The organism is Pseudomonas sp. QC2 (assembly GCF_002859085.1).
In the GTDB taxonomy this organism is placed as follows: domain Bacteria; phylum Pseudomonadota; class Gammaproteobacteria; order Pseudomonadales; family Pseudomonadaceae; genus Aquipseudomonas; species Aquipseudomonas petroselini.
The window spans coordinates 188,355-213,501 of the sequence record NZ_PKKS01000018.1 but is presented as its reverse complement, the minus strand read 5'-3'; the positions used below and the strand labels follow the sequence as shown (position 1 = coordinate 213,501).

The window sequence follows — 25,147 nt, the reverse complement described above, 5'->3', positions numbered from 1 at the left end:
ATTGTTGTTCTCCGCAGGCGGTATCGGTGCCTGCAGTCTTGCTGGCGGCGGAGGTTATGAGAACGGCAAGAGCGGCCAAAAGGGGATAAATATGGCCAGATTTTCTGTCCGTAATTCGCCCCTCAATAGCGCGTCATGCGCGAAATTGGCTCGGTGCCACGCCGCTCCAGCGCACGAAGGCATGCCGGAAGCTGGCGGTCTCGCTGAAGCCCAACTGCTCGGCAATCCGGTAGATGGGGCATTGGTCTTGCGCCAGCAATTGCTTGGCGCGTTCGAAACGCAGCTCATCCAGCAGTTCCTGATAGCTGCAGCCCAGGTCATGCAGGTGTCGGCGTAGGGTGCGTGGCGAACAGTTCATCTGTTGGGCCAGGCCATCCAGCCCGGGTGCGGCGTGCAGTTGCGCCGCGAGCAATTGGCGGATTCGCCCCAGCCAGGCTTCGCGCCCGGTGAATTCGGTGTTCTGTTTACGGCAGCGCTCGGCCATGGCCTGGTGGGTCACGCTGTCGGCCAGCGGCAAAGGCTGGGCGAGCCAGCGTGTGTCAAAGGCGAACGCATTGGCGGTGGCCTGGAACTGCAACGGGCAGTCGAAACTCTCGGCGTAGCGCGCTTGATAATCCGGTGCATCGTGCTCGAAGCGCGCGCCCAGCAAGGGCAGTGGATGGCCGAGCAGGTCGTCGCAAATGACCTTCAGCGACCCGAGACACAGCTCGACATTGAAGGCGGTCAGGGCCGGGTTATCGCGATAATCGCCCGCGGTGAACCAGATACGTCCGCCGTCCTCCTCCAGGCTCAGCTCGAACAGTGTTCCCAACAGCGCCGGATAACGCAGGGCCAGGCGCAAAGCGTCACCGAAAGTGGCACTCGTGAGCAGGGCATAGCCGAGCATGCCGTAGGACGATACATGCATGCGGCGCCCCACGATCAGGCCGATATCGCGCTGCAGAGCCACGGCATTGGCGCACACCTGCATCTCCTGATGCGTGGCGATGCGCGTGTCGGCGCGGCTCAAGTCCGCCGCGCAGATACCGCTGCCGGCCAGCAGCGTCTCGGCGGGCCAGCCTTCGGCCTTGAAGGTACTGAGCACCAGCGAGACCGCGTTGAGGGTCGTGAGGTGGGAGTGCAGCATGGGGGGCTTCCAGCCAGGAGATGGCTGGAAGGGGAGCAAGTTATATGCCGCTCAGCTCAGTTCGCCGCACAGGTCCAGTTCCACCAGGCGGCGGACCTCAGGCGTCGCAAGACTCGCACCGAGCAGGGCCTGCAGCTTGCCGAACACCGCTTCGCGGGTCATGCCACCACCGGACAGTACGCCGACGCCGCGTAACCGGCTGCCAGCTTCGTACACGTCCAGCTCCACGCCGCCTTCATGGCATTGGGTGATCGCGACCACCACCACACCTTGGTCGTGGGCACGCTGGAGGCTGGCCAGGAACGCCGGGTTATCGCTTGGCCCGGTGCCGCTGCCGAAGCATTCGAGGACCAGCGCCTGGAGGCCGCTGTCGATCAGCGCATCCAGTTGCCCGGCGCCGATGCCCGGCACCAACGGCAGCACGCCGACGTTGGCCAGGGCTTTGGCTTGGCGATAATCCAGCGCTGCAGGAATGGCCTCGGCCTTGGCCACGCCGCCGTTGCGCTGCAAGGCTGCAAACGGATGGCGACCAAAGCTGCGGATCTTCGCGCAACGGGTCGGCGCCATCAGTGCGCCATGGAAGTACAACTGCACACCGGGCGCCAGGCCTTGGCCCAATGCTGCCAGGGCACCGCTGACGTTTTCCCAGGCGTCGCTGTCGGGCACGCCGGCGGGCAGCATGGAACCGGTGAACACCACCGGCGCCGGCAAGCCCAGCAATTGAAAGCTCATGGCTGCCGCGCTGTAGGCCAAGGTGTCGGTGCCGTGCAGGATCAGTACTGCGTCGCAGCCGCCTTCCACGGCCTCGACGACCGCGATGCGCAATTGTTGCCAGTAGGCCGGGGTCATGTTGGCGCTGTCGATCAGCGGGGCCATTTCGCGGAATCGCCACGCAGGCACTGGCTGATGGGCCAGTTGCTCGCGCATGCGCGCTTCGAAACCGGATGCGGGTGCCAGGCCGTTGGCGCTGGCCTGCATGCCGATGGTGCCGCCGGTGTAGAGCACCATGACGTTTTGGGCTGGTTGGGTCATCTGAACACTCTCCTGAACGAAAAACGCCGCCGGGCCCAGAGCATGCCCAAGGCCAGGCGGCGTGTCATCTATCTACGCTCAGCGTTGCGCTTGAGCGTTCAGTTCAGCCGAGACGGCAACGTCCGGTTTTGCCGGATTGGCCGGCCAGGCCTTGCGGTCCAGGTCCAGGTCTGGGAACTGGCTGGAGTCGAACACCGGGGTCTTGATGCCGGCGGCGCGCTGGTTGTCGTAGTCGTTCAGGATGCGCATGGCGATCTTGAACAGGAACGCCAGGGCGAACAGGTTAACGAACGCCAGCATCGTCATGGTGATGTCGGCGAAGGCGAACACGGTGCCCAGGTTCTCGATGGAACCCCAGAAAATCAGCACCAGCACCAGTGCGCGATAGCCCATCAGCACTTTGCGGTTGTTACCCACCAGGAAGCGCAGGTTGCTCTCACCGAGGTAGTAGTTGTACATGATCGAGGTGAACACGAACAACGCCAGGGCCACCGAGATGAACATGCGGCCCCAATCACCGACCACGGCCGCCAGGGAGTTCTGGGTCAGGGCAATGCCGTCGCCTTCGAAGCCTGGGGTGTAGAAACCGGAGAGCAGGATCAGCAAGGCGGTGCAGGTACAGATCACGAACGTGTCGAGGAACACGCTGAACGCTTGCACCACGCCTTGGGCGATCGGGTGTTCTACCGAGGCCACCGCCGCCACGTTAGGCGCACTGCCCAAACCCGCTTCGTTGGCGAACACGCCGCGCTTAACACCCATGATGATCGCGCTGCCCACCAGGCCGCCGAAGGCCTGGTCGAGGCCGAACGCGCTCTTGACGATGGTTGCGAGCATGGCGGGTACGTGGTCGAACTGCAGCACGATCACGTACAGGGTCACGGCGATGTAGACCAGGGTCTTGACCGGCACCAGCAGGTCGGCGATCGAAGCGATGCGCTTGATCCCGCCGATGAACACCAAGCCCAGCAATACTGCGAGGGCCAGGCCGGTGTAGGTGGTGTCCAGGCCGAAAGCGTTGTTCAGCGAGTGCGTCACGGCATGGGCTTGCAGGCCGTTGAAGGCAAAGCCGAAGGTCACCAGCAGCAGGAACGCCATGACCATACCCAGCCAGCGCTTGTGCAGGCCGTGCTGGATGTAATACGCGGGGCCGCCACGGTAGGTGCCTTCGGCGTCAGTGCGTTTGTACAGCTGGCCGAGGGAGCACTCGATAAAGCTCGAAGACATGCCCACCAGCGCGGTGACCCACATCCAGAACACGGCACCTGGGCCACCCAATGTCACGGCAATGCCGACACCGGCGATGTTACCGGCACCGACGCGGCCGGCCAGGCTGAGCATCAGCGCCTGGAACGAACTGAGCTGGCCGGAGCTGCTCTTCAGGCTGTCTTTGAACACTGAGAACATGTGGAAAAAGTGGCGCAACTGTACGAAACGCGAGCGAATCGTGAAATAACCGCCGAGCCCGACAATGAGCACGATCAGTACTTTCCCTGAGAGGAAGTCGTTGATGACTTCGAGCATGGAGTGTTCCTCGCTGATTTTTCTAATGGCAAACGCAGGACGGTTCGACGCCATCGCATCGCACCAGGCAGTGCGCGACAGTTCGACCCCAATCCTTTTGCGGGTTGTTATTCATGCGGTTTCGCGTTGTACCTGGGCCTCGTTACCGACGGCCGCACACGCGAAGAGGGGCGGCACTATACCTAGGCGAACGAGATCCGTCTGCTCGGGCTGATTAAAGGTTTCAGCCATGCGACTGAGGGGGCGGTGGATTTGCAGGGCGATATTGGAGTTTTTATGGGCGTCATTTCACAACCTTGGGGCAAAAAAAAGGGCCTGAAGAACGAGCCTTCAGGCCCTCAAAAGGTGAGAGGTGTCTAGTCCCTCAGCCTGGTGAGCAGTGCAACAGACGCTTAGGCCTTCAACGGGACCAAGCGTGGAGCGATCATGTTTTCGGGGCGCAGGATGTCGTCGAGCATGGCGTCGTCGAGCAAGCCTTCTTCGCGCACCAGTTCCAGCACGCCGCGGCCGCTTTCGAGGGCGATGCGGGCGATGCGGGTGGCGTTTTCATAGCCGATGTACGGGTTCAGCGCGGTGACCAGGCCGATGGAATGCTCCACCAGTTCGCGGCAGCGCGCTTCGTTGGCGGTGATGCCGACGATGCAGTGTTCGCGCAGCATGTCCATGGCGCGTTGCAGCAGACGGATCGAGTCGAAGATCTTGAAGGCGATCAGCGGCTCCATCACGTTCAGCTGCAGTTGGCCGCCTTCGGCTGCCATGGTCAGGGCCAGGTCGTTACCGATCACTTGGAACGCGACTTGGTTAACCGCTTCCGGGATTACCGGGTTGACCTTGCCGGGCATGATCGAGCTGCCTGGCTGGCGCGCCGGCAGGTTGATCTCATTGATGCCGGTGCGTGGGCCGCTGGACAGCAGGCGCAGGTCGTTGCAGATCTTCGACAGTTTCACTGCGGTGCGCTTGAGCATGCCGGAGAACAGCACGAAGGCGCCCATGTCGGAGGTGGCTTCGATCAGGTCGGCGGCAGGCACAACCGGCTGGCCGCTGATCACCGCCAGGCGTTGTACCGCCAGGGCTTGGTAACGCGGGTCGGCGTTGATGCCGGTACCGATGGCGGTGCCGCCCAGGTTCACTTCGGTCAGCAGCTCTGGCGCCAGGGTTTTCAAGCGCGCCAGGTCTTCACCGAGGGTGGTGGCGAAGGCGCGGAATTCCTGGCCGAGGGTCATCGGCACGGCGTCTTGCAATTGGGTGCGGCCCATTTTCAGCACGTGGCTGAACTCGACGCCCTTGGCGGCGAATGCCTGGATCAGGCTGTCGAGGCTGGCCAGCAGCGCGTCATGGCCCAGCAGCAGACCCAAGCGGATCGCGGTCGGGTAGGCGTCGTTGGTCGACTGCGCCATGTTCACGTCGTTGTTGGGGTGCAGGTACTGGTACTCGCCCTTGTTGTGGCCCATGGCCTCCAACGCGATGTTGGCGATGACTTCGTTGGCATTCATGTTGGTTGAAGTGCCGGCGCCGCCTTGAATCATGTCCACCACGAACTCTTCGTGGAAGTCGCCGCGGATCAAGCGGGCACAGGCTTCGCTGATGGCAGCGTGCTTGGCTTCGCTGAGCTGACCGAGCTCGCGGTTGGCATCTGCCGCCGCTTGCTTGACCATTGCCAGGCCGACCACCAATTTCGGGTAATGCGAAATCGGAACGCCCGAGAGGCGGAAGTTATTCACCGCTCGCAGGGTCTGGATGCCGTAATACGCTTGGGCAGGTACTTCGAGTACGCCAAGCAGGTCTTTTTCTGTGCGGAATGATGCAGCGGAGGACATGACGGAAATCATCTCGATATGGACCCGGAACTGGCCGGAACGCTGCGAATGCTAGGCTTGTGGAAGTTTTTGGGCCAATGCTGTTAAACACTGGCCTATGCACAAACGGCATAATGTGAGTGTGACCCAGCTATGATGGCGGGCGTGTGTGCCAAAATGGTGCGTACCCGTGGGAGGACGTGATGAACCTTGAGAGCAAATGGCTGGAAGACTTCAGTGCCCTGGCAGCGACCCGCAGCTTTTCCCAGGCCGCCGAGCGACGCTTCGTCACCCAGCCGGCGTTCAGTCGACGTATCCGCAGCCTGGAAGCCGCGTTGGGCCTGACCCTGGTCAACCGCTCGCGTACGCCGGTAGAGCTGACGGCGGCGGGGCAGTTGTTTTTAGTCACGGCGCGCACCGTGGTGGAACAGCTCGGTGAAGTGCTGCGCCATTTGCACCACTTGGAAGGTGGGCAGGGCGAAGTCATGCAAGTGGCGGCGGCTCACTCGTTGGCGCTGGGCTTCTTCCCCCGCTGGATCGCACAGCTGCGCAACGAAGGCCTGAACATTGCCACCCGCTTGGTCGCCACCAACGTCGGTGACGCCGTGCACGCCCTGCGCGAAGGGGGGTGTGACCTGATGCTGGCGTTCTACGACCCGGACGCCGCCATGCAGATGGACGCCGAAATCTTCCCGTCCCTGCACCTGGGCAACACCGAGATGCTCCCGGTGTGCGCCGCTGATGCCGACGGTAAACCGTTGTTTGACCTGGAAGGCGAGGGCAGTGTGCCGCTGCTGGCGTACAGCGCTGGCGCGTTCCTCGGCCGCTCGGTGCATTTACTGTTGCGCCAACGCGCCCTGCGTTTTACGACGGTTTACGAAACTGCCATGGCCGATAGCCTCAAGAGCATGGCGTTGGAAGGCCTGGGCATTGCCTGGGTGCCACAGTTGAGCGTGCGCGCCGAACTCGCTCGCGGAGAACTGGTTGTCTGCGGCGGTCCGCAATGGCATGTGCCATTGGAGATCCGCTTGTATCGCTGCGCGTTGGTGCGCAAGGCGAATGTGCGGTTGTTGTGGCGAAAACTGGAAGGTGGCGCGGCGCAGAATACTTGAACCTGACACCGGGCAAATGTGGGAGGGGGTTTGCCCCCGATAGCGGTGTATCAGTGACAGATAAGTGCCTGACACACCGTCATCGGGAGCAAGCCACCTCCCACAGGGTTTTGTGGTGATTTGGCTGACTCTTAAGTCAATAAAACCGCCGCTTTGCGCCACTGGACAGATGGTCATTCCAGGGGCTGTTTATCTGCATTATTACGGTATACTGCGCGGCCTTCGGCCGGTCCAACCGGCCTTAATTCGTACACCAAGCCACGCCGGATTTCCCGCGTGGCTTGTTGTTTTTTGACGCGCCTGTGGGCGCCCAGAGAGAAGAGGCACGACGATGAGTGCATTGGTTGGCGTGATCATGGGCTCCAAGTCCGATTGGTCCACCCTTAGCCACACCGCCGATATGCTGGAAAAACTCGGCATTCCCTACGAAGTGAAAGTGGTCTCCGCCCACCGCACTCCGGATTTGCTGTTCCAGTATGCCGATGAAGCAGAATCCCGTGGCATCGAGGTGATCATCGCCGGTGCCGGTGGTGCAGCGCACCTGCCAGGCATGTGTGCGGCCAAGACCCACCTCCCGGTGCTCGGCGTGCCGGTGCAGTCGGCGATGCTCTCGGGCGTGGACTCGCTGTTGTCCATTGTGCAGATGCCTGCGGGCATTCCGGTGGCGACCCTGGCGATCGGCAAGGCCGGTGCGATTAACGCAGCCTTGCTGTCCGCCAGCATCCTGGGCGCCAAGCACCCGCAGTTCCACGCGGTGCTGAAAAAATTCCGTGCTGAACAGACAGACAGCGTGCTGGACAATCCAGACCCACGTATCGCCTGAGGTTGTTGACGATGAAAATCGGTGTAATCGGTGGCGGCCAACTGGGTCGCATGCTGGCCCTGGCCGGAACCCCGCTGGGAATGAACTTCGCTTTCCTGGACCCGGCGCCGGACGCCTGCGCGGCCGCGCTGGGTGAGCATCTGCGCGCTGACTACAGTGACCCGGACCACCTGCGCCAACTGGCCGACGAAGTCGACCTGGTCACCTTCGAGTTCGAAAGCGTCCCGGCCGAAACCGTTGCGTTCTTGTCGCAGTTCGTACCGGTGTACCCAAGCGCCGAAGCCTTGCGCATCGCCCGCGACCGCTGGTTCGAAAAGAGCATGTTCAAGGACCTGGGCATCCCGACCCCGGCCTTCGCCGATATCCAGTCCCAGGCAGACCTGGATGCTGCAGTCGCCAGCATCGGCCTGCCGGCCGTGCTGAAAACCCGCACCTTGGGTTATGACGGCAAGGGCCAGAAAGTCCTGCGCACGGCTGCCGATGTGGTCGGCACCTTCGCCGAGCTGGGCAGCGTCGCCTGCCTGTTGGAAGGCTTCGTGCCGTTCACCGGCGAAGTCTCGCTGATCGCCGTGCGTGCCCGTGATGGCGAAACCCGCTTCTACCCGTTGGTGCACAACACCCACGACAGCGGCATCCTCAAGCTGTCCGTGGCCAGCACCGACCACCCGCTGCAGGCCTTGGCCGAAGACTATTCCAGCCGTGTGCTCAAGCAACTGGATTACGTCGGCGTGATGGCGTTCGAGTTCTTTGAAGTCGACGGTGGCCTCAAGGCCAACGAAATCGCCCCGCGCGTGCACAACTCCGGGCATTGGACCACCGAAGGCGCCGAGTGCAGCCAGTTCGAAAACCACCTGCGGGCGGTGGCGGGCTTGCCATTGGGCTCCACGGCCAAGGTCGGCGAGAGCGCCATGCTCAATTTCATCGGTGTGGTACCGCCAGTGGAAAAAGTCATCGCCATCGACGACTGCCATCTGCATCACTACGGCAAGGCCTTCAAGGCCGGGCGCAAGGTCGGCCACGCCAACCTGCGTTGCAAGGACCGCGCGACCCTGCAAGCGCAGATCCTCAAGGTCGAGGCGCTGATCGCCGAGCAATAAGCCTGGACTCGGCGGGAACCATTCGGTGACCGCCATCCTCTGATTGCAGGATGCCAAAGCCTGACTAGGCTTTGGCATAGCTCAATTCAATCAGAGGGAAATGCCATGGGTATCATCGGAACCATCTTTATCGGCTTGATCGTCGGCCTGCTGGCGCGTTTCCTGAAGCCAGGCGACGACAGCATGGGCTGGATCATGACCATCCTGCTGGGTATCGCAGGTTCCTTGGTCGCCACCTACGGTGGGCAGGCCCTGGGCATCTACCAGGCAGGTCAAGGCGCAGGTTTCCTCGGTGCGCTGATCGGCGCCATCGTGCTGCTGGTGATCTACGGCCTGCTGCGAAAAAAATGATTTAGCGTCACGGCCCTCTGCGCTGCGCTGGCGCAGGGGGCTAGAATGCCGACACTGTTAACCTTGTCGAGCCTCTCCATGCGCCGTCTTCTGTTTACGCTCCTATTACTAGGCTCTGGCCTGGCCCACGCCGGCGAACTGCCGGAAACCGATTGGCTTGACCTGATGCCGCTGTCGGATCAAAAAGCCCTCGAAGCCATGCCCGAGATCGACCACAACTCCCCCGAAGCCCAAGGCACGTTCACCGACAAAGGTGGCCTGAAGCAGAGCAAAGGCTTGCCGGCGGTGATGTACTCCACCAAGACCGTGGCCGCCATGAATGGCAAGAACATCCGAATTGGCGGCTATCCAGTACCGTTGGAGACCGACGCCAAGGGTCGCAGCACCCTGTTTTTCCTGGTGCCGTACCCAGGCGCCTGCATCCACGTGCCGCCTCCGCCACCTAACCAGTTGGTGCTGGTGCGCTATCCCAAGGGGTTGAAGCTGGACGACATCTACACGCCGCTGTGGGTCACGGGCACGTTGAAGGTGGAGAAGGTGAATAACGACCTGGCGGATGCGGCGTATGCGCTGGATGCGGGGAAAGTGCGGGTGGTAAAGGAATCCGATCTTTAAAGGGCAACATATAACCAATGTGGGAGGGGGCTTGCCCCCGATAGCAGTGGATCAGTCAGCACATTTGCTACTGATAGACAGCGATCGGGGGCAAGCCCCCTCCCACATTTTGATCGGCGTTCCTACAGGGCGACAGCGGTGATGCTCACGCCCAAGGTGTGGCTTTCACCTGGGGCCAGGCTCACCACATCATCCAGCACATTCGCCGTCTCGATGCACAGCATGCCCTGCCAGCCATCGTCGGCCATGTCGTCGAACGCCTTGGCGCGTTCGGTCCAGGGGTTCCAGATCACGGTCGATTTCGAGCCCTCGGCAGTGAGCTGAATGCGGCGCTGCCAGTCTTTATCGACAATATTCAGCTGGGACGGCGTGTCGAGGTAGATGCGGTCGGTTTCGGCGGTGAAGTGCAGCAGACCGGATTGCGTCTTCTCGGTCCAACCGTCGGCGGTGTCGATATAGGCCCCACCGTCCAGCCCTTCGACCTGCACGTTACGTACATCGCTGACGGCGAAGTAAGTGTGCAGCGCCTGGCTGAGTGTCACTGTCTCGGTACCACGGTTATGGCTGGTCAGACGGATATGCAGTTGGTCGTCCAGCAGCAGGCTCAGGGTCAGGTCGACCTGATGAGGCCAGCCGGGGAAGCCGCCTGCGGGAACCGGTAGTTGCAGGTCCACCCGCAGCGCTTCGCCTTCGAGTGTGGTGTCGGCTAATTCCCACAGTGCTGTACGCACAAAGCCGTGAGCACCGGCCGGCTGATCGCTCTGGCGCATGGCCTTAACGCTCTGCGGGTTACGGTCAAACACGCCAAACCACGGCCAGCACACCGGTACGCCGGTACGAATGCCTTTGCCTTTCTTGAACATTGCCTCAGGGTTCGGCCAAATCAGCGGCTGCTCGCCCTCGCGCCCGTAACTGAATATATGTGCGCCCTGCTGGGCAATCATCAGCTCGGCGCCGTTGTGGCGGATGCGCCAGCAGTCCAGTTCGTCGATCTTTACGGTCTCAACGTGGGGCGTAGGCATAACAGACACTCTTAATGGCAGGCAATGGGGCAATTGACCGTCAAAAACCCGCGAGGTTTAACGCGCGCGTGAAGGCACGGAACGCGTGCGGCCGCTGCCATCGATAGCGACGAATACAAACACCGCCTCTGTCACCTTGCGCCATTCGCTGGACAGCGGGTCGTCGCTCCACACTTCGACCATCATCTGGATCGAGCTGCGGCCGATTTCCAGGGCCTGGGTATAGAAGGACAGCTGCGCACCGACCGCGACCGGTACCAGGAACGCCATTCGATCAATAGCCACGGTGGCCACGCGACCACCTGCCACCTTGCTGGCCATGGCGGTGCCGGCCAAGTCCATCTGGGCGACCAGCCAGCCGCCGAAGATATCGCCGAAACCGTTGGTTTCACGCGGCAGTGCGGTGATTTGCAGGGCGAGGTCGCCTTGCGGGATAGGATCTTCTTGTTCGAGTTCGATCATGCCGAGGGGCCTCTGACCCGTGACGCTTCATGGGTATTTCAAGTGGATAGCCGTCTTCGAAAAAAACGTTTCAGCACCAACATACACCGCGTGATGCGTTTCTCGTAAGGCGTACTAAAGGGAAACTCTGCCAAATCGGCTGGACGGCACCCAACGACGTTTTGGCACAGCAGCCCCTCAAGACTGCGGGTCTTGCGCTTGCAAGGGCCGAGTATATCGAGACCCTGGCGCCACGACGACCTCCCGGCGCTCATTTGGTCGGTAAATAGGCGCTGTATCGCGGCTTTTGCGCGCAACTGTTCTCCTGGCGCTGTGCTTTTACAAGCGATTTGCTATCTTGCCAGACCGCCGCAAGTCCCGGGCGTGCCGTCCTTATCAAGCTGACTACTATAAGAGAAGCCTTGCCATGTCCTCCGTGCCCGCAAGCAGTGCGCAACCGTCGCGCCCGCTGACCCGCAACGACTACAAAACCCTGTCGCTGTCTGCCTTGGGCGGGGCGCTGGAGTTTTATGATTTCATCATTTTCGTGTTTTTCGCCACCGTGGTCGGAAAACTCTTCTTCCCCGTCGACATGCCCGAATGGCTGCGCATGATGCAGACCTTTGGCATCTTCGCCGCCGGTTACCTGGCACGCCCGCTGGGTGGCATCATCATGGCGCACTTCGGTGACCTGCTGGGCCGCAAGAAGATGTTCACCCTGAGCATCTTCATGATGGCCGTGCCGACCCTGATCATGGGCCTGCTGCCAACCTACGCGCAGATCGGCCTGTGGGCGCCAGTCCTGTTGCTGCTGATGCGCATCATCCAGGGCGCGGCCATCGGTGGTGAAGTCCCGGGCGCCTGGGTGTTTGTTTCAGAGCACGTACCGCCACGCCACATCGGCTACGCCTGCGGCACGCTGACCAGCGGCCTGACTGCCGGGATCCTGCTGGGATCGCTGGTGGCCACTGCGATCAACACGCTTTATAGCCCGGAGCAGGTCTCGGATTACGCCTGGCGTATCCCGTTCCTGCTGGGTGGTGTGTTCGGCCTGCTGTCGGTGTACCTGCGCCGCTGGCTGCATGAAACCCCGATCTTCGCCGAGATGCAGCAGCGCAAGACCCTGGCCGCCGAGCTGCCATTGCGCGCCGTGCTGCGTGATCACCGCGGCGCCATCGTGTTGTCGATGCTGCTGACCTGGCTGCTGTCGGCCGGCGTCGTCGTGGTCATCCTGATGACCCCGACCGTGCTGCAGACGGTTTATCACTTCAGCCCGACCGTTGCGCTGCAGGCCAACAGCCTGGCCATCGTCACCTTGAGCCTGGGCTGCATCGCCTCCGGCGCATTGGCCGACCGCTTTGGTGCTGGCCGCGTGCTGGTGGCCGGTTGCGCACTGTTGCTCGCGACTTCCTGGACGCTTTACCACAGCCTCTTTGCGCATCCTGACTGGTTGTTCCCGCTGTACACCTTGACCGGCTTGTTCGTGGGCACCATCGGCGTGGTGCCGTATGTAATGGTCAAGGCCTTCCCGCCGGTAGTGCGTTTCAGTGGCTTGTCGTTCTCCTACAACGTGGCCTACGCCGTGTTCGGCGGCCTGACGCCGTTGGCGGTGTCGCTGCTGATGAAGGAAAGCCCGATGGGCCCGGCCTACTACGTAGCTGCCCTGTGTGTGATGGGGATGGCAGTGGGCGGGTATCTGTGGAAGCGCGGACGCTGACACCAACCCGATCCCCTGTGGCGAGGGAGCAAGCTCCCTCGCCACAGTGACGGTGTTCATTCAATATTTTGCGCCTCATAAGCCTGCGCTTCTCAGTAGTGGCCTTTCATCTAATTGTCACATTGCGGACATAGAGTGTTCACACGGCCTCCCGATACTTGGCCCCGATCCAACTATCCCTATCTGCTAGGAGCAAGGCATGAAACTGAAACGTTTGATGGCGGCAATGACTTTTGTCGCTGCTGGCGTTGCGACCGCCAACGCGGTGGCCGCTGGTGTTGATCCGGCAATCCCGGCTTACGTTAAGACCACTGGTGTGTCGGGCAACTTGTCCAGCGTCGGTTCCGATACCTTGGCTAACCTGATGACCCTGTGGGCCGAGGGTTACAAAAAGGAATACCCGAACGTCAACATTCAGATTCAAGCTGCCGGCTCCGCTACCGCGCCACCTGCGCTGACTGAAGGCACCTCCAACCTGGGCCCGATGAGCCGCAAGATGAAGGACACCGAACTGGCGGCCTTCGAGCAGAAGTACGGCTACAAGCCAACCGCTATCCCGGTCGCCGTGGATGCTCTGGCGGTATTCGTGCACAAGGACAACCCGATCCAGCACCTGACCATGGAACAAGTCGACGCGATCTTCTCTTCGACTCGTCTGTGCGGCGCTAAAGCCGACGTGAAAACCTGGGGCGACCTGGGTGTGACCGGCGACCTGGCCAACAAGCCGGTGCAGTTGTTCGGTCGTAACTCGGTATCCGGCACCTACGGCTACTTCAAAGAAGAAGCCCTGTGCAAAGGCGACTACAAGCCAAACGTGAACGAACAACCAGGCTCGGCTTCGGTCGTGCAGTCGATCAGCTCCTCGCTGAACGGCATCGGTTACTCGGGCATCGGCTACAAGACCGCCAGCGTGAAGACCGTGGCCCTTGCCAAAAAAGGCAGCACTGACTTCATCGAAGACACCGAAGAAAACGCCCTGAACGGCAAATACCCGCTGTCGCGTTTCCTCTACGTGTACGTCAACAAAGCCCCGAACAAGCCGCTGGCCCCACTGGAAGCTGAGTTCGTGAAGCTTGTGCTGTCGAAGCAGGGCCAAGAAGTTGTGGTGAAAGACGGCTACATCCCACTGCCAGCCAAAGTCGCCGCCAAGGCGCTGGCTGACCTGGGCCTGAAAGAAGGCAACTGATTGCCTTTGCGGAGCCGGCCTGCCGGCTCCGCACCCGAATTTTCTAGTCCGCTGCCAGCCCTGCTTCGCGGCGGATTTGTTGCGTCACTGCACTGTCATCTTTCTGTCATACAGGATCGCTAGGGTGTGCGCATGAATGATCTGGCCAATTCCACCATGACGACGACTTCTCCCCCCAAGCGCATTGACTTCAATACGCCTGAGCTGCAACGCAAGCGCCGCATTCGCGCGCTCAAGGATCGCCTCACCCGTTGGTATGTGCTGGTCGGCGGCCTCGCCGTCCTCGGCGCCATCACTCTGATTTTCTTCTTCCTGGCCTATGTCGTCGCGCCGTTGTTCCAAGGCGCCTCGCTGACCAAGGAAGATGCGCTGACGCCCGCCTGGATGCAGGACGCCGGCAAGCCGCTATTGATCTCGCTTGAAGAACAGAACCAAGTCGCCATGCGGGTTTCCGACAAGGGCCAGGCGTTGTTCTTTGATGTGACGACCGGTGCCGAACTCAAGCGTGTCGACCTGCCGCTCCCGGCTGGCGTGACTGTCGTCTCCATAGGTGAAGACCAGCCGGGCAGCCCGCTGGTGATCCTCGGCTTGTCCAACGGCCAGTCCCTAGTGTTCCGCCATACCTATAAGGTGTCCTACCCGGACGGCAAGAAAACCATCTCTCCGGCGATCGAATACCCCTACGGTGAAACACCGATCGTGCTGGATGACGCTGGCCGCCCGCTGGAGCACGTCGCCCTCAACGCCACTGACACCTCGCTGGTGATTGCAGGCTCGGCCGGTTCGTACCTGAACGTGCTGACCCTGAGCCGCGAAGAAAACATGATGACCGGCGAAGTCACCAGCGAGCAGAAGCGTGTCGAACTGCCGCAAATGACCGAGCCGGTGAAGGCGATCTTTATCGACCCGCGCCAGCAATGGCTGTATGTGATCAACGGCCGCGCCCTCGCCGATGTGTTCAGCCTGCGCGACAAGAGCCTCAACGGTCGCTACAAACTGCTGGAAGACGGTAACGCCGAAGTCACCGCCAGTACGCAATTGGTGGGCGGTATCTCGTTGATCATTGGTAACTCCAAAGGCGGCCTGGCCCAGTGGTTCATGGCCCGTGATCCGGATGGCGAGCAGCGCTTCAAACAGATCCGTACTTTCCAGATGGGCACTACGCCCATCATTGAAATCTCCGCCGAAGAGCGCCGCAAAGGCTTCACCGCCCTCGACGCTTCCGGCAAGTTCGGCGTGTTCCACAGCACCGCCCACCGCACCCTGCTCGTGGACCCGGTGGTCGACGGCCAGGGCGTGTACGGCATGTCGCCGCGGGCCAACCGTGTGATTGTGGAAGCCGGCGGCAAGCTGCAACCGTTGCTGCTCGACAACCCGCACCCGGAAGTGTCCTGGAGCGCGCTGTGGAGCAAGGTCTGGTACGAAAACTACGACGAGCCCAAGTACGTCTGGCAATCGACCGCCGCCAACACCGACTTCGAACCCAAGATGAGCCTGGCCCCGCTGACCTTCGGCACCCTGAAGGCCGCGTTCTACGCCATGCTGCTGGCTGCGCCACTGGCCGTTGCCGCCGCGATCTACACCGCCTACTTCATGGCCCCGAGCCTGCGCCGCAAGGTCAAGCCGGTGATCGAATTGATGGAAGCGATGCCGACGGTCATCCTCGGCTTCTTCGCCGGGCTGTTCCTGGCGCCGTATGTCGAGGGGCATCTACCGGGCATTTTCAGCCTGCTGATGCTGTTGCCGATTGGCATCCTGGTGGCCGGCTTTGTGTTCAGCCGTTTGCCTGAGTCGATCCGCTTGCGGGTGCCGGATGGCTGGGAAAGCGCGATCCTGATCCCGGTGATCCTGTTCGTGGGTTGGCTCTCGCTGTACATGAGCCCGTACCTGGAAACCTGGTTCTTCGGCGGCGACATGCGCATGTGGATCTCCCACGACCTCGGCATCACCTACGACCAGCGCAATGCTCTGGTGGTCGGTTTGGCCATGGGTTTTGCGGTGATCCCGAACATCTACTCCATCGCCGAAGACGCCGTGTTCAGCGTGCCGCGTGGCCTGACCCTGGGCTCCCTGGCCCTCGGCGCCACGCCGTGGCAGACCATGACCCGCGTGGTCATCCTCACCGCCAGCCCGGGGATTTTCTCGGCGCTGATGATCGGCATGGGCCGCGCCGTCGGCGAGACCATGATCGTGTTGATGGCCACCGGTAACACCCCGGTGATGGAGATGAACCTGTTCGAGGGCCTGCGCACGCTGGCGGCGAACGTCGCGGTGGAAATGCCGGAATCGGAAGTCGGTGGCAGCCACTATCGTGTGCTGTTCCTTTCGGCGCTGGTGCTGCTGCTGTTCACCTTCATCATGAACACCCTCGCCGAGCTGATCCGTCAGCGTCTGCGCAAGAAATACTCGTCGCTTTAAGAAAGGTAGAAGTCTGTGAAACAGAACTCCCTGAATGGATGGTTCAAGAGCGGCGCCCCCGGCGTCTGGATCAGCGGTGGCGCGGTGTCCATCGCGGTCATCATGACCATTGGTTTGCTGGCCGTGATTGCGGTACGTGGCCTGGGCCACTTCTGGCCGGCCGACCTGATCCAGGCCAACTACAACGTACCGGGCCAGGAAAACCATATCGTCATCGGCGAAGTGGTGCAGAAAGAAGAAGTGCCGCGCGAGCGCCTGAAAAGCGCTGGCCTGCCGGTGCCGGACCAAGGCCCGGAGTTCATGACGCGCGAGCTGATCAAGGTCGGTAACCGCGACCTGAACGGCAACGACTTCACCTGGATCGTCGGCGAGTGGCTCAAGGACCAGACCACGCCTGCGAACCTGATGACCATCGAGCGGCGTGAGTGGGGCAATTTCTACGGCACCCTGGTCAACGTGAAGCAGGACGGCAAGGTGATCGCTGAAGGTGAGGCCGCGTGGCCGGAGCTGCAGGCCCGTGTCGACCGTGTGAACAAGCTGGCCGCCCAGCTCAAGACCCTGGAAAAATCCGACATCGGCGCGATCAACGCCGGCCTGGAGCGTATCCGCCTGCATGGCCGCAAACTGGAACTGGAAGGCAAGCTCGACGCCGCCGCCCAGGCCGACATGGACGCTGACCGCGCCGAATTGAATGCCCGTTACCAGGACATCGAAGCGCGCCTGGCCGACCTGCACGCCCAGTTCAACCGTGACGCTTTGACCGCTCGCGATGGCAACGGCAAGGAAATTGAAATCGGCATCGGCAAAGTGGTGCACGCCTACCAGCCTAACGCCATGAGCACGATGACCAAGATTGGTTTCTACGTCAGCAAGGTCTGGGAATTCCTCAGCGACGACCCACGCGAAGCCAACACTGAAGGCGGAATCTTCCCGGCCATCTTTGGCACCGTGATGATGACCCTGATCATGGCGATGATCGTGACCCCGTTCGGCGTGCTGGCAGCGGTTTACCTGCGTGAATACGCCAAGCAGAACACCCTGACACGCATCATCCGTATCGCCGTGAACAACCTGGCCGGCGTACCGGCCATCGTCTACGGCGTGTTCGGCCTGGGTTTCTTCGTGTATGTATTGGGTGGCTCGGTTGACCGCCTGTTCTTCGCCGAGGCCCTGCCGGCCCCGACCTTCGGTACCCCGGGCCTGCTGTGGGCCTCGCTGACCCTGGCGCTGCTGGCGGTGCCGGTGGTGATCGTGGCCACCGAAGAAGGCCTGGCGCGGATTCCCCGCACCGTGCGTGAAGGTTCCTTGGCACTCGGCGCGACCAAGGCCGAAACGCTGTGGAAGATCGTGCTGCCGATGGCCAGCCCGGCGATGATGACCGGCATGATCCTCGCCGTGGCCCGCGCCGCCGGTGAAGTGGCGCCGCTGATGTTGGTGGGCGTGGTGAAACTGGCGCCGTCGCTGCCGCTGGACGGTAACTACCCGTACCTGCACCTGGACCAGAAGATCATGCACCTGGGCTTCCATATTTATGACGTCGGCTTCCAGAGCCCCAACGTCGAAGCCGCACGGCCGCTGGTGTACGCCACTGCCTTGCTGCTGGTGCTGGTGATCGCCACGCTCAACTTGTCGGCGGTGTGGATCCGTAACCACCTGCGCGAAAAATACAAAGCGCTAGACAGCTAAAGCTTTTCAATGTGGGAGGGGGCTTGCCCCCTCCCACACACAAAATTGGTAGCACAGGGAGCCTCCCATGCAACATGACACCCATTCCCACGGCATCAACATGTCTGCCCTGGGTCGCGACAAGCAGAGCCTGAGCCTGGCCCAGGAAACCGTGGCCATCGAAGTGCCGGGCCTGAGCCTGTACTACGGTGAAAAGCAGGCGCTGTTCGACGTCAGCATGAACATCCCCAAGCAGCGCGTGACCGCCTTTATCGGCCCGTCGGGCTGCGGCAAGTCCACGCTGTTGCGCACCTTCAACCGCATGAACGACCTGGTGGACGGTTGCCGCGTCGACGGTGCCATCAACCTCTACGGCACCAACATCTACCGCAAGGGCGAAGACGTGGCTGAGCTGCGTCGCCGGGTGGGCATGGTGTTCCAGAAGCCCAACCCGTTCCCCAAGACCATCTACGAAAACGTGGTCTATGGCCTGCGTATCCAGGGCATCAACAAAAAACGCATCCTCGACGAAGCGGTGGAGTGGGCCCTCAAGGGCGCGGCCCTGTGGGACGAGGTCAAGGACCGCCTGCACGAATCGGCGCTCGGCCTGTCCGGCGGCCAGCAGCAGCGTCTGGTGATCGCCCGTACCATCGCGGTGGAACCGGAAGTGCTGTTGCTCGACGAGCCCTGCTCGGCCCTCGATCCGATCTCGACGCTGAAAGTCGAAGAGCTGATCTACGAGCTCAAGTCCAAGTTCACCATCGTCATCGTGACCCACAACATGCAACAGGCGGCGCGGGTTTCCGACTACACCGCGTTCATGTACATGGGCAAGCTGGTGGAATTCGGCGACACCGATACCCTGTTCACCAATCCGGCGAAGAAGCAGACCGAAGACTACATCACCGGTCGCTACGGCTAGGAAGCTGTGGTTCTGATTGCACTGACGCTGCGGTTCTCCGCACCTTACCGGACGCTCCAAGGACGCCAACATGATTAGCAAAGAAGGCCTTACCCACCACATCTCCGCGCAGTTCAACGCCGAGCTCGAGGAAGTGCGCAGCCACCTCCTGGCGATGGGCGGGCTGGTGGAGAAGCAAGTCAACGACGCTGTGACTGCGCTGATCGAGGCCGACTCGGGCCTGGCCCAGCAAGTGCGTGAGATCGACGACCAGATCAACCAGATGGAACGCAACATCGACGAAGAATGCCTGCGCATTCTTGCGCGTCGCCAGCCGGCGGCGTCCGACCTGCGGTTGATCATCAGCATCTCCAAGTCGGTGATTGACCTGGAGCGCATCGGCGACGAAGCCACCAAGATCGCCCGCCGTGCCATTCAGCTGTGCGAAGAAGGCGAAGCGCCGCGCGGTTACGTGGAAGTGCGCCATATCGGCGATCAGGTGCGCAACATGGTGCGCGATGCCCTCGATGCATTCGCGCGTTTTGACGCCGAACTGGCGTTGTCGGTGGCCCAGTACGACAAGGTCATCGACCGCGAATACAAGACCGCCCTGCGTGAGCTGGCAACCTACATGATGGAAGACCCGCGCTCTATCTCGCGGGTCTTGAGCATCATCTGGGTGCTGCGCTCCCTGGAGCGGATCGGCGACCACGCGCGTAATATCTCGGAACTGGTGATCTACCTGGTGCGCGGCACCGACGTACGGCACATGGGCCTCAAGCGCATGAAGGCTGAAGTTGAAGGTTCGGTTGATCAAATCCCTAATGTTCCGGGCGAATCTGACGATAAGTAAGTTGCCCGAGAAATTAACGCCCGGCCTCTGGCCGGGCGTTTTCGTTTGTGGCGCCTGACTTTTTCAGGTCGGGTAAAAGAAAGTCCGAACGTGACTGCAGAGTTTTTGGCAAAATGCCATCAGTCAGGCGTTTTGCGTGCCGAAGTTTTTATAGGATGAAGGGTCGATGAGTAAAGTCAGTGTATTGGTGGTGGATGACGCCTCGTTTATCCGCGACCTGGTGAAGAAGTGCCTGCGCAACTACTTCCCAGGGATCAAGCTTGAAGACGCGGTGAACGGCAAAAAGGCCCAGGCCATCCTGATGCGCGAGACCTTCGACCTGGTGCTGTGCGACTGGGAAATGCCGGAGATGTCCGGGCTTGAGCTGTTGACCTGGTGCCGCGAGCAACCTCACCTCAAAGCCATGCCGTTCGTGATGGTGACCAGCCGTGGCGACAAGGAAAACGTGGTCCAGGCCATCCAGGCCGGGGTTTCCGGCTACGTCAGTAAACCGTTCACCAACGAGCAGTTGCTGAACAAGGTCAAGCAGGCCCTGCACAAGATCGGCCGCCTCGACGCCCTGGTCGCCAGCGCACCGACCAAAATGAATTCGGCCTTTGGTAACGATTCCCTCAGCGCCCTGACCGGCGGCAAGCCCGAAGTGGCACGTGCAGCACCGGTTGCGGCAGCCGCGCCTGCGCTCAACAAAGGCTTGCTCAACAGCCCGCCGGTGCAAGCGGCGACGACGGCGGCGCCGGCAGGAGGGCGTGGCCAAGGCCAATTGCGCCTGTCCAGCGGTACCCAGCAATGCGTGATCAAGGCGCTGAGCATCAAGGAAGCGCTGCTGGTGGTGCGTCGCGGCGAAGTCCTGCCTCAGGTACTGGAAAGCGCCGTGCTCGACCTGGAACAAGGCGATAACGCCGAAGTGGCCCGTCTCAACGGCTACCTGCACGCCATCGTTGCCTTCGAACCCAAGCCTGACAGCGATTGGCTGCAACTGACCTTCCGGTTTATCGACCAGGATGCGCAGAAGCTCGATTACATCTCCCGCCTGATCGCGCGGGGTACGGCGCAGAAGCATTTTGTGCCGGGTGCCTGATTTGTAGTGAGCGGGCTTGCCCCGCGCGGGGCAAGCCCGCTCACTACAGACTGTAACGATCGCTTGCTAATCTTCCGTCCAGTCATATCGGCAGGTTTACGCCATGCTCATGCGCTTATTGCTGTGTTGCGGGCTGGCAACGGTCGCCACTTCGACCCAGGCCATGACCCTCTACAAATCCACCGATGCCAATGGCGTGGTGTTTTTCAGCGACCGGCAAACCCCTGGCGCCCAGGCGTTCGTGATCCAGGAGCGCAAGGTCGAACGGCCGATACTCGATAGGCCGAAATCCCGTTACGTACCCCAGGCCTACCGCTACCCCTTGCCCTGGCGCGGCGGCCCGTTCCGCATGACACAGGGCCCCAACGGCACCTTCAGCCATACCGACGCCAAAAGCCGCTACGCCATGGACATCGCCATGCCCGAAGGCACGCCGATCATCGCCGCACGCAGCGGCATGGTGGTGAAAACCGAAAACGAGCAAGCCGGGCGGGGCAACGATGCGTCAGGGAATTTTGTGCGGGTACGTCACGATGACGGTACCGAGGGCGTGTACCTGCACCTCAAGCAAGGCTCGGTCAGTGTCAGGGTTGGGCAGCGTGTTGCGGTAGGAAGCCCGCTGGCGTTGTCGGGCAATACCGGCAACAGCAGCGGGCCGCATCTGCATTTTGTGGTGCAGCGCGCCACTGAGGCGGGATTGGTGTCGATCCCGTACGAGTTCAACCAACCCGTCGGTGCATTGCCCAATTTTGCATTGGGCAATTGACGGTCAATCCAGCAGCAGGACCTTGGCCAATACGATCTTCGGCCCTTTCATCTTTTTGATGATGATCCGCAAACCTTCAACCTCCAGCACCTCTTCCTCTTCCGGCACGCGCTTGAGGGTGTCGTAGATCAGGCCGGCCAGGGTTTCGGCCTCGATGTGGTCCAAGTCCACTCCCAGCAGGCGTTCGACCTTGAACAGCGGGGTGTCGCCCCGCACCAGCAGCTTGCCCGGCTGGTAGGCCAGGATGCCGCGCTCGGCCTTGCGGTGTTCGTCCTGGATATCGCCCACCAGGACTTCCAACACGTCTTCCATGGTGAGGTAGCCGATGATCTTGCCGTCGGCTTCTTCCACCAGGGCGAAATGCGCGCCGCCTTTGCGGAACTGCTCCAGCAATTGCGACAACGGCATGTGCCGCGACACACGCTCAAGCGGGCGAGTCAGCTCGGCCAAGTTGAACGACTCGGGAATATGGTCCAGGGCCGCCAGTTCCAGCAGCAGGTCCTTGATGTGCAAAAGGCCCACGAACTCGTTGCGTACTGCGTCATACACCGGGTAACGGCTGAATTTATGGCGACGGAACAGCGCGAGGATTTCCTTGAGCGGGGCGTTGAAGTCCAGGGTGACCAGGTCTTCCCGGGAGTTGGCCCAGTCCACCACTTCCAGCTCGCCCATCTCCACGGCGGAGGCGAGTACGCGCATGCCTTGGTCGCTCGGGTCCTGGCCCCGGCTGGAGTGCAGGATCAGCTTGAGTTCTTCGCGGCTGTAATGGTGTTCGTGGTGCGGGCCAGGCTCGCCTTGGCCGGCGATGCGCAGGATGGCGTTGGCGCTGGCGTTGAGCAGGTAGATCGCCGGGTACATGGCCCAGTAGAACAGGTACAGCGGCACCGCCGTCCACAGCGACAGCAGTTCGGGCTTGCGAATGGCCCAGGACTTGGGCGCCAGTTCACCGACCACGATGTGCAGGTAGGAAATCACGAAGAACGCGGCGAAGAACGACACGCCCTTGATCACTTCCGGCGACTCGACACCCGCGGCGCCCAGCAGCGGCTCGAGGATGTGCGCAAACGCCGGCTCACCGACCCAGCCCAGGCCCAGGGAGGCGAGGGTGATACCCAGCTGGCAGGCCGACAGGTAAGCGTCGAGCTGGCTGTGCACGGTGCGCAGGATCTGCCCGCGCCAGCCGTTGGTATGGGCGATGGCCTCGACCCGCGTGGAACGCAGTTTGACCATGGCAAATTCCGCCGCAACGAAGAAACCGTTGAGCAGTACCAGGACCAGTGCAAAAAGAATCATGCCGAAGTCGGCGAAGAGTGTAGCGAGGGTGATGCCAGGGGAAGGGTCCATGATGGGGTTTTGCAGGTTCCGTGTGTTCAATAAGAGGTGACGAAAGGGCCTGAAAGACAGGCGCAGTCGGCCAATGTAGCGGCTGACGGGGCGCTTGCCTAGTGCCCACTGCCGGGTGGGGCCTGGAATGCCTACTTCAAAACCATACAAATCCAATGTGGGAGGGGGCAGGCCCCCTCCCACATTAGATTTGTATCGACGTCGGGTTATTCATCATTTCCGATCACCCGCGAACGCGTCATCTGCCCCGGAGGAAAATGGCAGGTGAACGTACTGCCATGCCCCAGCACACTGCTGATTTCCAAGCGTGCACGGTGGCGCAGCAGCACATGCTTGACGATCGCCAGGCCAAGCCCGGTGCCGCCGGTGTTGGAATTGCGGCTGGAGTCGACGCGATAGAACCGCTCGGTCAGGCGCGGCAGGTGCTTGGCGTCGATGCCGATGCCGGAGTCTTGCACGCTCAAGTGTGCGCCCTGTTCATCGGCCCACCAGCGGATGCGGATATTGCCCTTGTCCTGGGTGTACTTGACCGCGTTGAACACCAGGTTGGAAAACGCGCTGCGCAACTCACCTTCGCTGCCTTTGAGCAGGACGGTCGGGTCGGCTTCCAGGGTGATCTGCTGCCCACGTTGGCCGGAGAGGGCCTGGGCGTCGTTCTTGATGGTCTGCAACAGGCTCTGCACCGCCACCGGGTGGTTATCCGACGGGTAGTCGGTGGCCTCCAGCTTGGCCAGCAACAGCAGGTCGTTGAGCAGTGTCTGCATGCGTGAGCCTTGCTGCTGCATTTGCTGCAGGGCGCGGCTCCAGCGCGGGTTGATCTCGTCGACGTTGTCCAGCAGCGTCTCCAGGTAACCGCAGATCACCGTCAATGGCGTACGCAGCTCGTGGGAAACGTTGGCGACGAAGTCCTTGCGCATCTGTTCCAGCTGGTGAATGCGGGTGACGTCGCGTACCAGCATCAGGTGTTCATTGTTTCCGTAGCGCGTCAGGTACAGCTGGATGCGTACGCGGTCATTGGTGGGCGAGGGGATTTCCAGGGCCTCTTCGTAGTTCTCCTGTTCGAAGTACTCCTTGAAGCGTGGGTGGCGCACCAGGTTGGTCACCGGCTGGCCGCTGTCCTGGGGCGTCTTGAGGCCCAGCAGGGTCTCGGCGGCGCGGTTCCACCATTCCAGGTTGCCGTCGCTGTCGAGCATGATCACCGCGTCCTTGAGCGCGGCGGTCGACTCCTGCACCCGGTCGATCACCGCTTGCAGGCGCCCGCGCACCCGTTGGTCGCGGCGTTGCAGGTGGTAGATGCTGTCGAACACCTCGCCCCACAGGCCGTAGCCGTCGGGAGGTGCTTCGTCGGGTTTGTGCTGGCGCAGCCATTCATGCAGGCGCAGCAATTGCTTGAGGGTCCAGCCCAGGTACACGGCGATACCGACGGCCAGGCTCCAGCCGTAGTAACCACTGACCAAGCCGACCAACAAGCAGCCGGTGATCAGCAAAAGCATGTGGCGGATCAGGGTGCCATGCCAGTTTTGATTCACTTGAACATGCGTCCTTGTCAGCGTTTAAGTCAGGCTCTCAGCCTTTGGTGGAGAAGCGGTAGCCAGTGCCGCGCACGGTTTGTACCAGATTCTCGTAGGCATCGCCCAAGGCTTTGCGCAGACGGCGGATATGCACGTCGACAGTACGTTCTTCCACATACACGTTGCCGCCCCACACCTGGTCCAGCAATTGGCCGCGGGTATAGGCGCGCTCCTGGTGGGTCATGAAGAATTGCAGCAGGCGGTATTCGGTCGGGCCCATCTCGGCCGGCTTGCCGTCGATGGTCACGCGGTGGCTGATCGGGTCCAGCAGCAGGCCGCCGACTTCGATGGGGGCTTCGCCATCGGTCGGCCCGGCACGGCGCAGTACGGCCTTCAGACGCGCAACCAGCTCCCGTGGGGAAAACGGCTTGGTGATGTAGTCATCCGCGCCGACTTCCAGGCCCTGGATCTTGTTGTCCTCTTCGCCCTTGGCGGTGAGCATGATGATCGGGATGTCCCCGGTCAGCTCGTCCCGCTTGAGACGGCGGGCCAGCTCGATGCCGGAGGTGCCGGGCAGCATCCAGTCCAGCAGGATCAGGTCCGGCTTGCGGTCGACGATAATGGCATGGGCCTGCTGGGAGTTCTCCGCCTCCAGGCAGTCATAGCCGGCCATTTCCAACGCAACGGCGATCATCTCGCGGATGGGCGCTTCGTCGTCAACAATCAGAATGCTCCTGCCAACCATGCTCAAAAATCCTCTTGTCATTTA

At 61.6% G+C, this 25,147-nt stretch carries 22 protein-coding genes; 13 read left to right on the top strand and 9 right to left on the bottom strand.

Features of this window, described 5'->3' with window-relative positions:
• Positions 1 to 133: 133 nt before the first annotated feature.
• From QCBJ_RS16935 to aspA, 4 genes are all read right to left on the bottom strand, one after another.
• A complete protein-coding gene (locus QCBJ_RS16935; RefSeq protein WP_043206075.1) occupies positions 134 to 1,126 on the bottom strand; it encodes an AraC family transcriptional regulator in 993 nt (330 codons plus the stop codon).
• 51 nt (positions 1,127 to 1,177) lie between these two features.
• A complete protein-coding gene (locus QCBJ_RS16930) occupies positions 1,178 to 2,158 on the bottom strand; it encodes an asparaginase (RefSeq protein WP_064053214.1) in 981 nt (326 codons plus the stop codon).
• Between the two features lie 78 nt (positions 2,159 to 2,236).
• Positions 2,237 to 3,682, bottom strand: coding sequence for a sodium:alanine symporter family protein (locus QCBJ_RS16925; RefSeq protein ID WP_015886589.1), 1,446 nt, complete (start codon positions 3,680 to 3,682; stop codon positions 2,237 to 2,239).
• A 392-nt stretch (positions 3,683 to 4,074) separates the two neighbouring features.
• The gene (gene aspA, locus QCBJ_RS16920; RefSeq protein WP_025854459.1) at positions 4,075 to 5,499 is read right to left on the bottom strand and encodes an aspartate ammonia-lyase; all 1,425 of its coding nucleotides are present in this window, start codon (positions 5,497 to 5,499) and stop codon (positions 4,075 to 4,077) included.
• 182 nt (positions 5,500 to 5,681) lie between these two features.
• On the opposite strand from aspA, the gene QCBJ_RS16915 reads away from it, so the two are divergent.
• From QCBJ_RS16915 to QCBJ_RS16895, 5 genes are all read left to right on the top strand, one after another.
• Complete coding sequence (locus tag QCBJ_RS16915; protein WP_010566930.1) at positions 5,682 to 6,590, top strand: LysR substrate-binding domain-containing protein; 909 nt, start codon at positions 5,682 to 5,684, stop codon at positions 6,588 to 6,590.
• A 331-nt stretch (positions 6,591 to 6,921) separates the two neighbouring features.
• Positions 6,922 to 7,413 carry a 5-(carboxyamino)imidazole ribonucleotide mutase gene (gene purE, locus QCBJ_RS16910; protein ID WP_003176980.1) on the top strand — a complete coding sequence of 164 codons (492 nt, stop codon included), beginning with the start codon at positions 6,922 to 6,924 and terminating at the stop codon, positions 7,411 to 7,413.
• Between the two features lie 11 nt (positions 7,414 to 7,424).
• On the top strand, positions 7,425 to 8,510 hold the full coding sequence (locus QCBJ_RS16905) for a 5-(carboxyamino)imidazole ribonucleotide synthase (protein ID WP_015886586.1): 1,086 nt from the start codon (positions 7,425 to 7,427) through the stop codon (positions 8,508 to 8,510).
• A 105-nt stretch (positions 8,511 to 8,615) separates the two neighbouring features.
• Positions 8,616 to 8,861: a GlsB/YeaQ/YmgE family stress response membrane protein gene (locus tag QCBJ_RS16900; protein WP_015886585.1), complete on the top strand. Its 246-nt coding sequence runs from the start codon at positions 8,616 to 8,618 to the stop codon at positions 8,859 to 8,861.
• 78 nt (positions 8,862 to 8,939) lie between these two features.
• A complete protein-coding gene (locus QCBJ_RS16895) occupies positions 8,940 to 9,476 on the top strand; it encodes a DUF3299 domain-containing protein (RefSeq protein WP_017135795.1) in 537 nt (178 codons plus the stop codon).
• 122 nt (positions 9,477 to 9,598) lie between these two features.
• Here the strand turns inward: QCBJ_RS16895 and QCBJ_RS16890 are convergent, their stop codons facing one another.
• Both QCBJ_RS16890 and QCBJ_RS16885 read right to left on the bottom strand, forming a co-directional pair.
• Positions 9,599 to 10,498, bottom strand: coding sequence for a D-hexose-6-phosphate mutarotase (locus QCBJ_RS16890; protein ID WP_102061222.1), 900 nt, complete (start codon positions 10,496 to 10,498; stop codon positions 9,599 to 9,601).
• Between the two features lie 57 nt (positions 10,499 to 10,555).
• Positions 10,556 to 10,960, bottom strand: coding sequence for an acyl-CoA thioesterase (locus tag QCBJ_RS16885; RefSeq protein WP_003176975.1), 405 nt, complete (start codon positions 10,958 to 10,960; stop codon positions 10,556 to 10,558).
• Between the two features lie 406 nt (positions 10,961 to 11,366).
• Here QCBJ_RS16885 and QCBJ_RS16880 point away from each other — a divergent pair, with 406 nt between their 5' ends.
• From QCBJ_RS16880 to QCBJ_RS16845, 8 genes are all read left to right on the top strand, one after another.
• Entirely contained in the window at positions 11,367 to 12,656 is a 1,290-nt protein-coding gene (locus tag QCBJ_RS16880) for an MFS transporter (RefSeq protein ID WP_015886582.1), read from the top strand.
• Between the two features lie 199 nt (positions 12,657 to 12,855).
• A complete protein-coding gene (locus QCBJ_RS16875) occupies positions 12,856 to 13,842 on the top strand; it encodes a phosphate ABC transporter substrate-binding protein PstS (protein ID WP_015886581.1) in 987 nt (328 codons plus the stop codon).
• Positions 13,843 to 14,226: 384 nt separating this feature from the next.
• Positions 14,227 to 16,260: an ABC transporter permease subunit gene (locus tag QCBJ_RS16870; protein ID WP_173390418.1), complete on the top strand. Its 2,034-nt coding sequence runs from the start codon at positions 14,227 to 14,229 to the stop codon at positions 16,258 to 16,260.
• Positions 16,261 to 16,275: 15 nt separating this feature from the next.
• Positions 16,276 to 17,946: a phosphate ABC transporter permease PstA gene (gene pstA / locus QCBJ_RS16865; RefSeq protein ID WP_102061221.1), complete on the top strand. Its 1,671-nt coding sequence runs from the start codon at positions 16,276 to 16,278 to the stop codon at positions 17,944 to 17,946.
• A 67-nt stretch (positions 17,947 to 18,013) separates the two neighbouring features.
• Positions 18,014 to 18,847, top strand: a complete 834-nt coding sequence (gene pstB, locus QCBJ_RS16860; protein WP_015886578.1) for a phosphate ABC transporter ATP-binding protein PstB — start codon at positions 18,014 to 18,016, stop codon at positions 18,845 to 18,847.
• Positions 18,848 to 18,917: 70 nt separating this feature from the next.
• Positions 18,918 to 19,679 (top strand): phosphate signaling complex protein PhoU, encoded by a 762-nt coding sequence (gene phoU, locus QCBJ_RS16855; protein WP_015886577.1) that lies wholly within the window; start codon positions 18,918 to 18,920, stop codon positions 19,677 to 19,679.
• Positions 19,680 to 19,845: 166 nt separating this feature from the next.
• Positions 19,846 to 20,757, top strand: a complete 912-nt coding sequence (locus QCBJ_RS16850; RefSeq protein WP_064053223.1) for a response regulator — start codon at positions 19,846 to 19,848, stop codon at positions 20,755 to 20,757.
• Between the two features lie 103 nt (positions 20,758 to 20,860).
• Positions 20,861 to 21,523: a M23 family metallopeptidase gene (locus tag QCBJ_RS16845; RefSeq protein WP_015886575.1), complete on the top strand. Its 663-nt coding sequence runs from the start codon at positions 20,861 to 20,863 to the stop codon at positions 21,521 to 21,523.
• Positions 21,524 to 21,526: 3 nt separating this feature from the next.
• Here QCBJ_RS16845 and QCBJ_RS16840 read toward each other — a convergent pair whose 3' ends face one another.
• The 3 genes from QCBJ_RS16840 to phoB form a co-directional block, all read right to left on the bottom strand.
• Positions 21,527 to 22,867 carry a hemolysin family protein gene (locus QCBJ_RS16840; protein WP_015886574.1) on the bottom strand — a complete coding sequence of 447 codons (1,341 nt, stop codon included), beginning with the start codon at positions 22,865 to 22,867 and terminating at the stop codon, positions 21,527 to 21,529.
• A 206-nt stretch (positions 22,868 to 23,073) separates the two neighbouring features.
• On the bottom strand, positions 23,074 to 24,360 hold the full coding sequence (gene phoR, locus QCBJ_RS16835; RefSeq protein ID WP_232504885.1) for a phosphate regulon sensor histidine kinase PhoR: 1,287 nt from the start codon (positions 24,358 to 24,360) through the stop codon (positions 23,074 to 23,076).
• Between the two features lie 73 nt (positions 24,361 to 24,433).
• Complete coding sequence (phoB, locus tag QCBJ_RS16830; protein WP_003176964.1) at positions 24,434 to 25,123, bottom strand: phosphate regulon transcriptional regulator PhoB; 690 nt, start codon at positions 25,121 to 25,123, stop codon at positions 24,434 to 24,436.
• Positions 25,124 to 25,147: the final 24 nt, after the last annotated feature.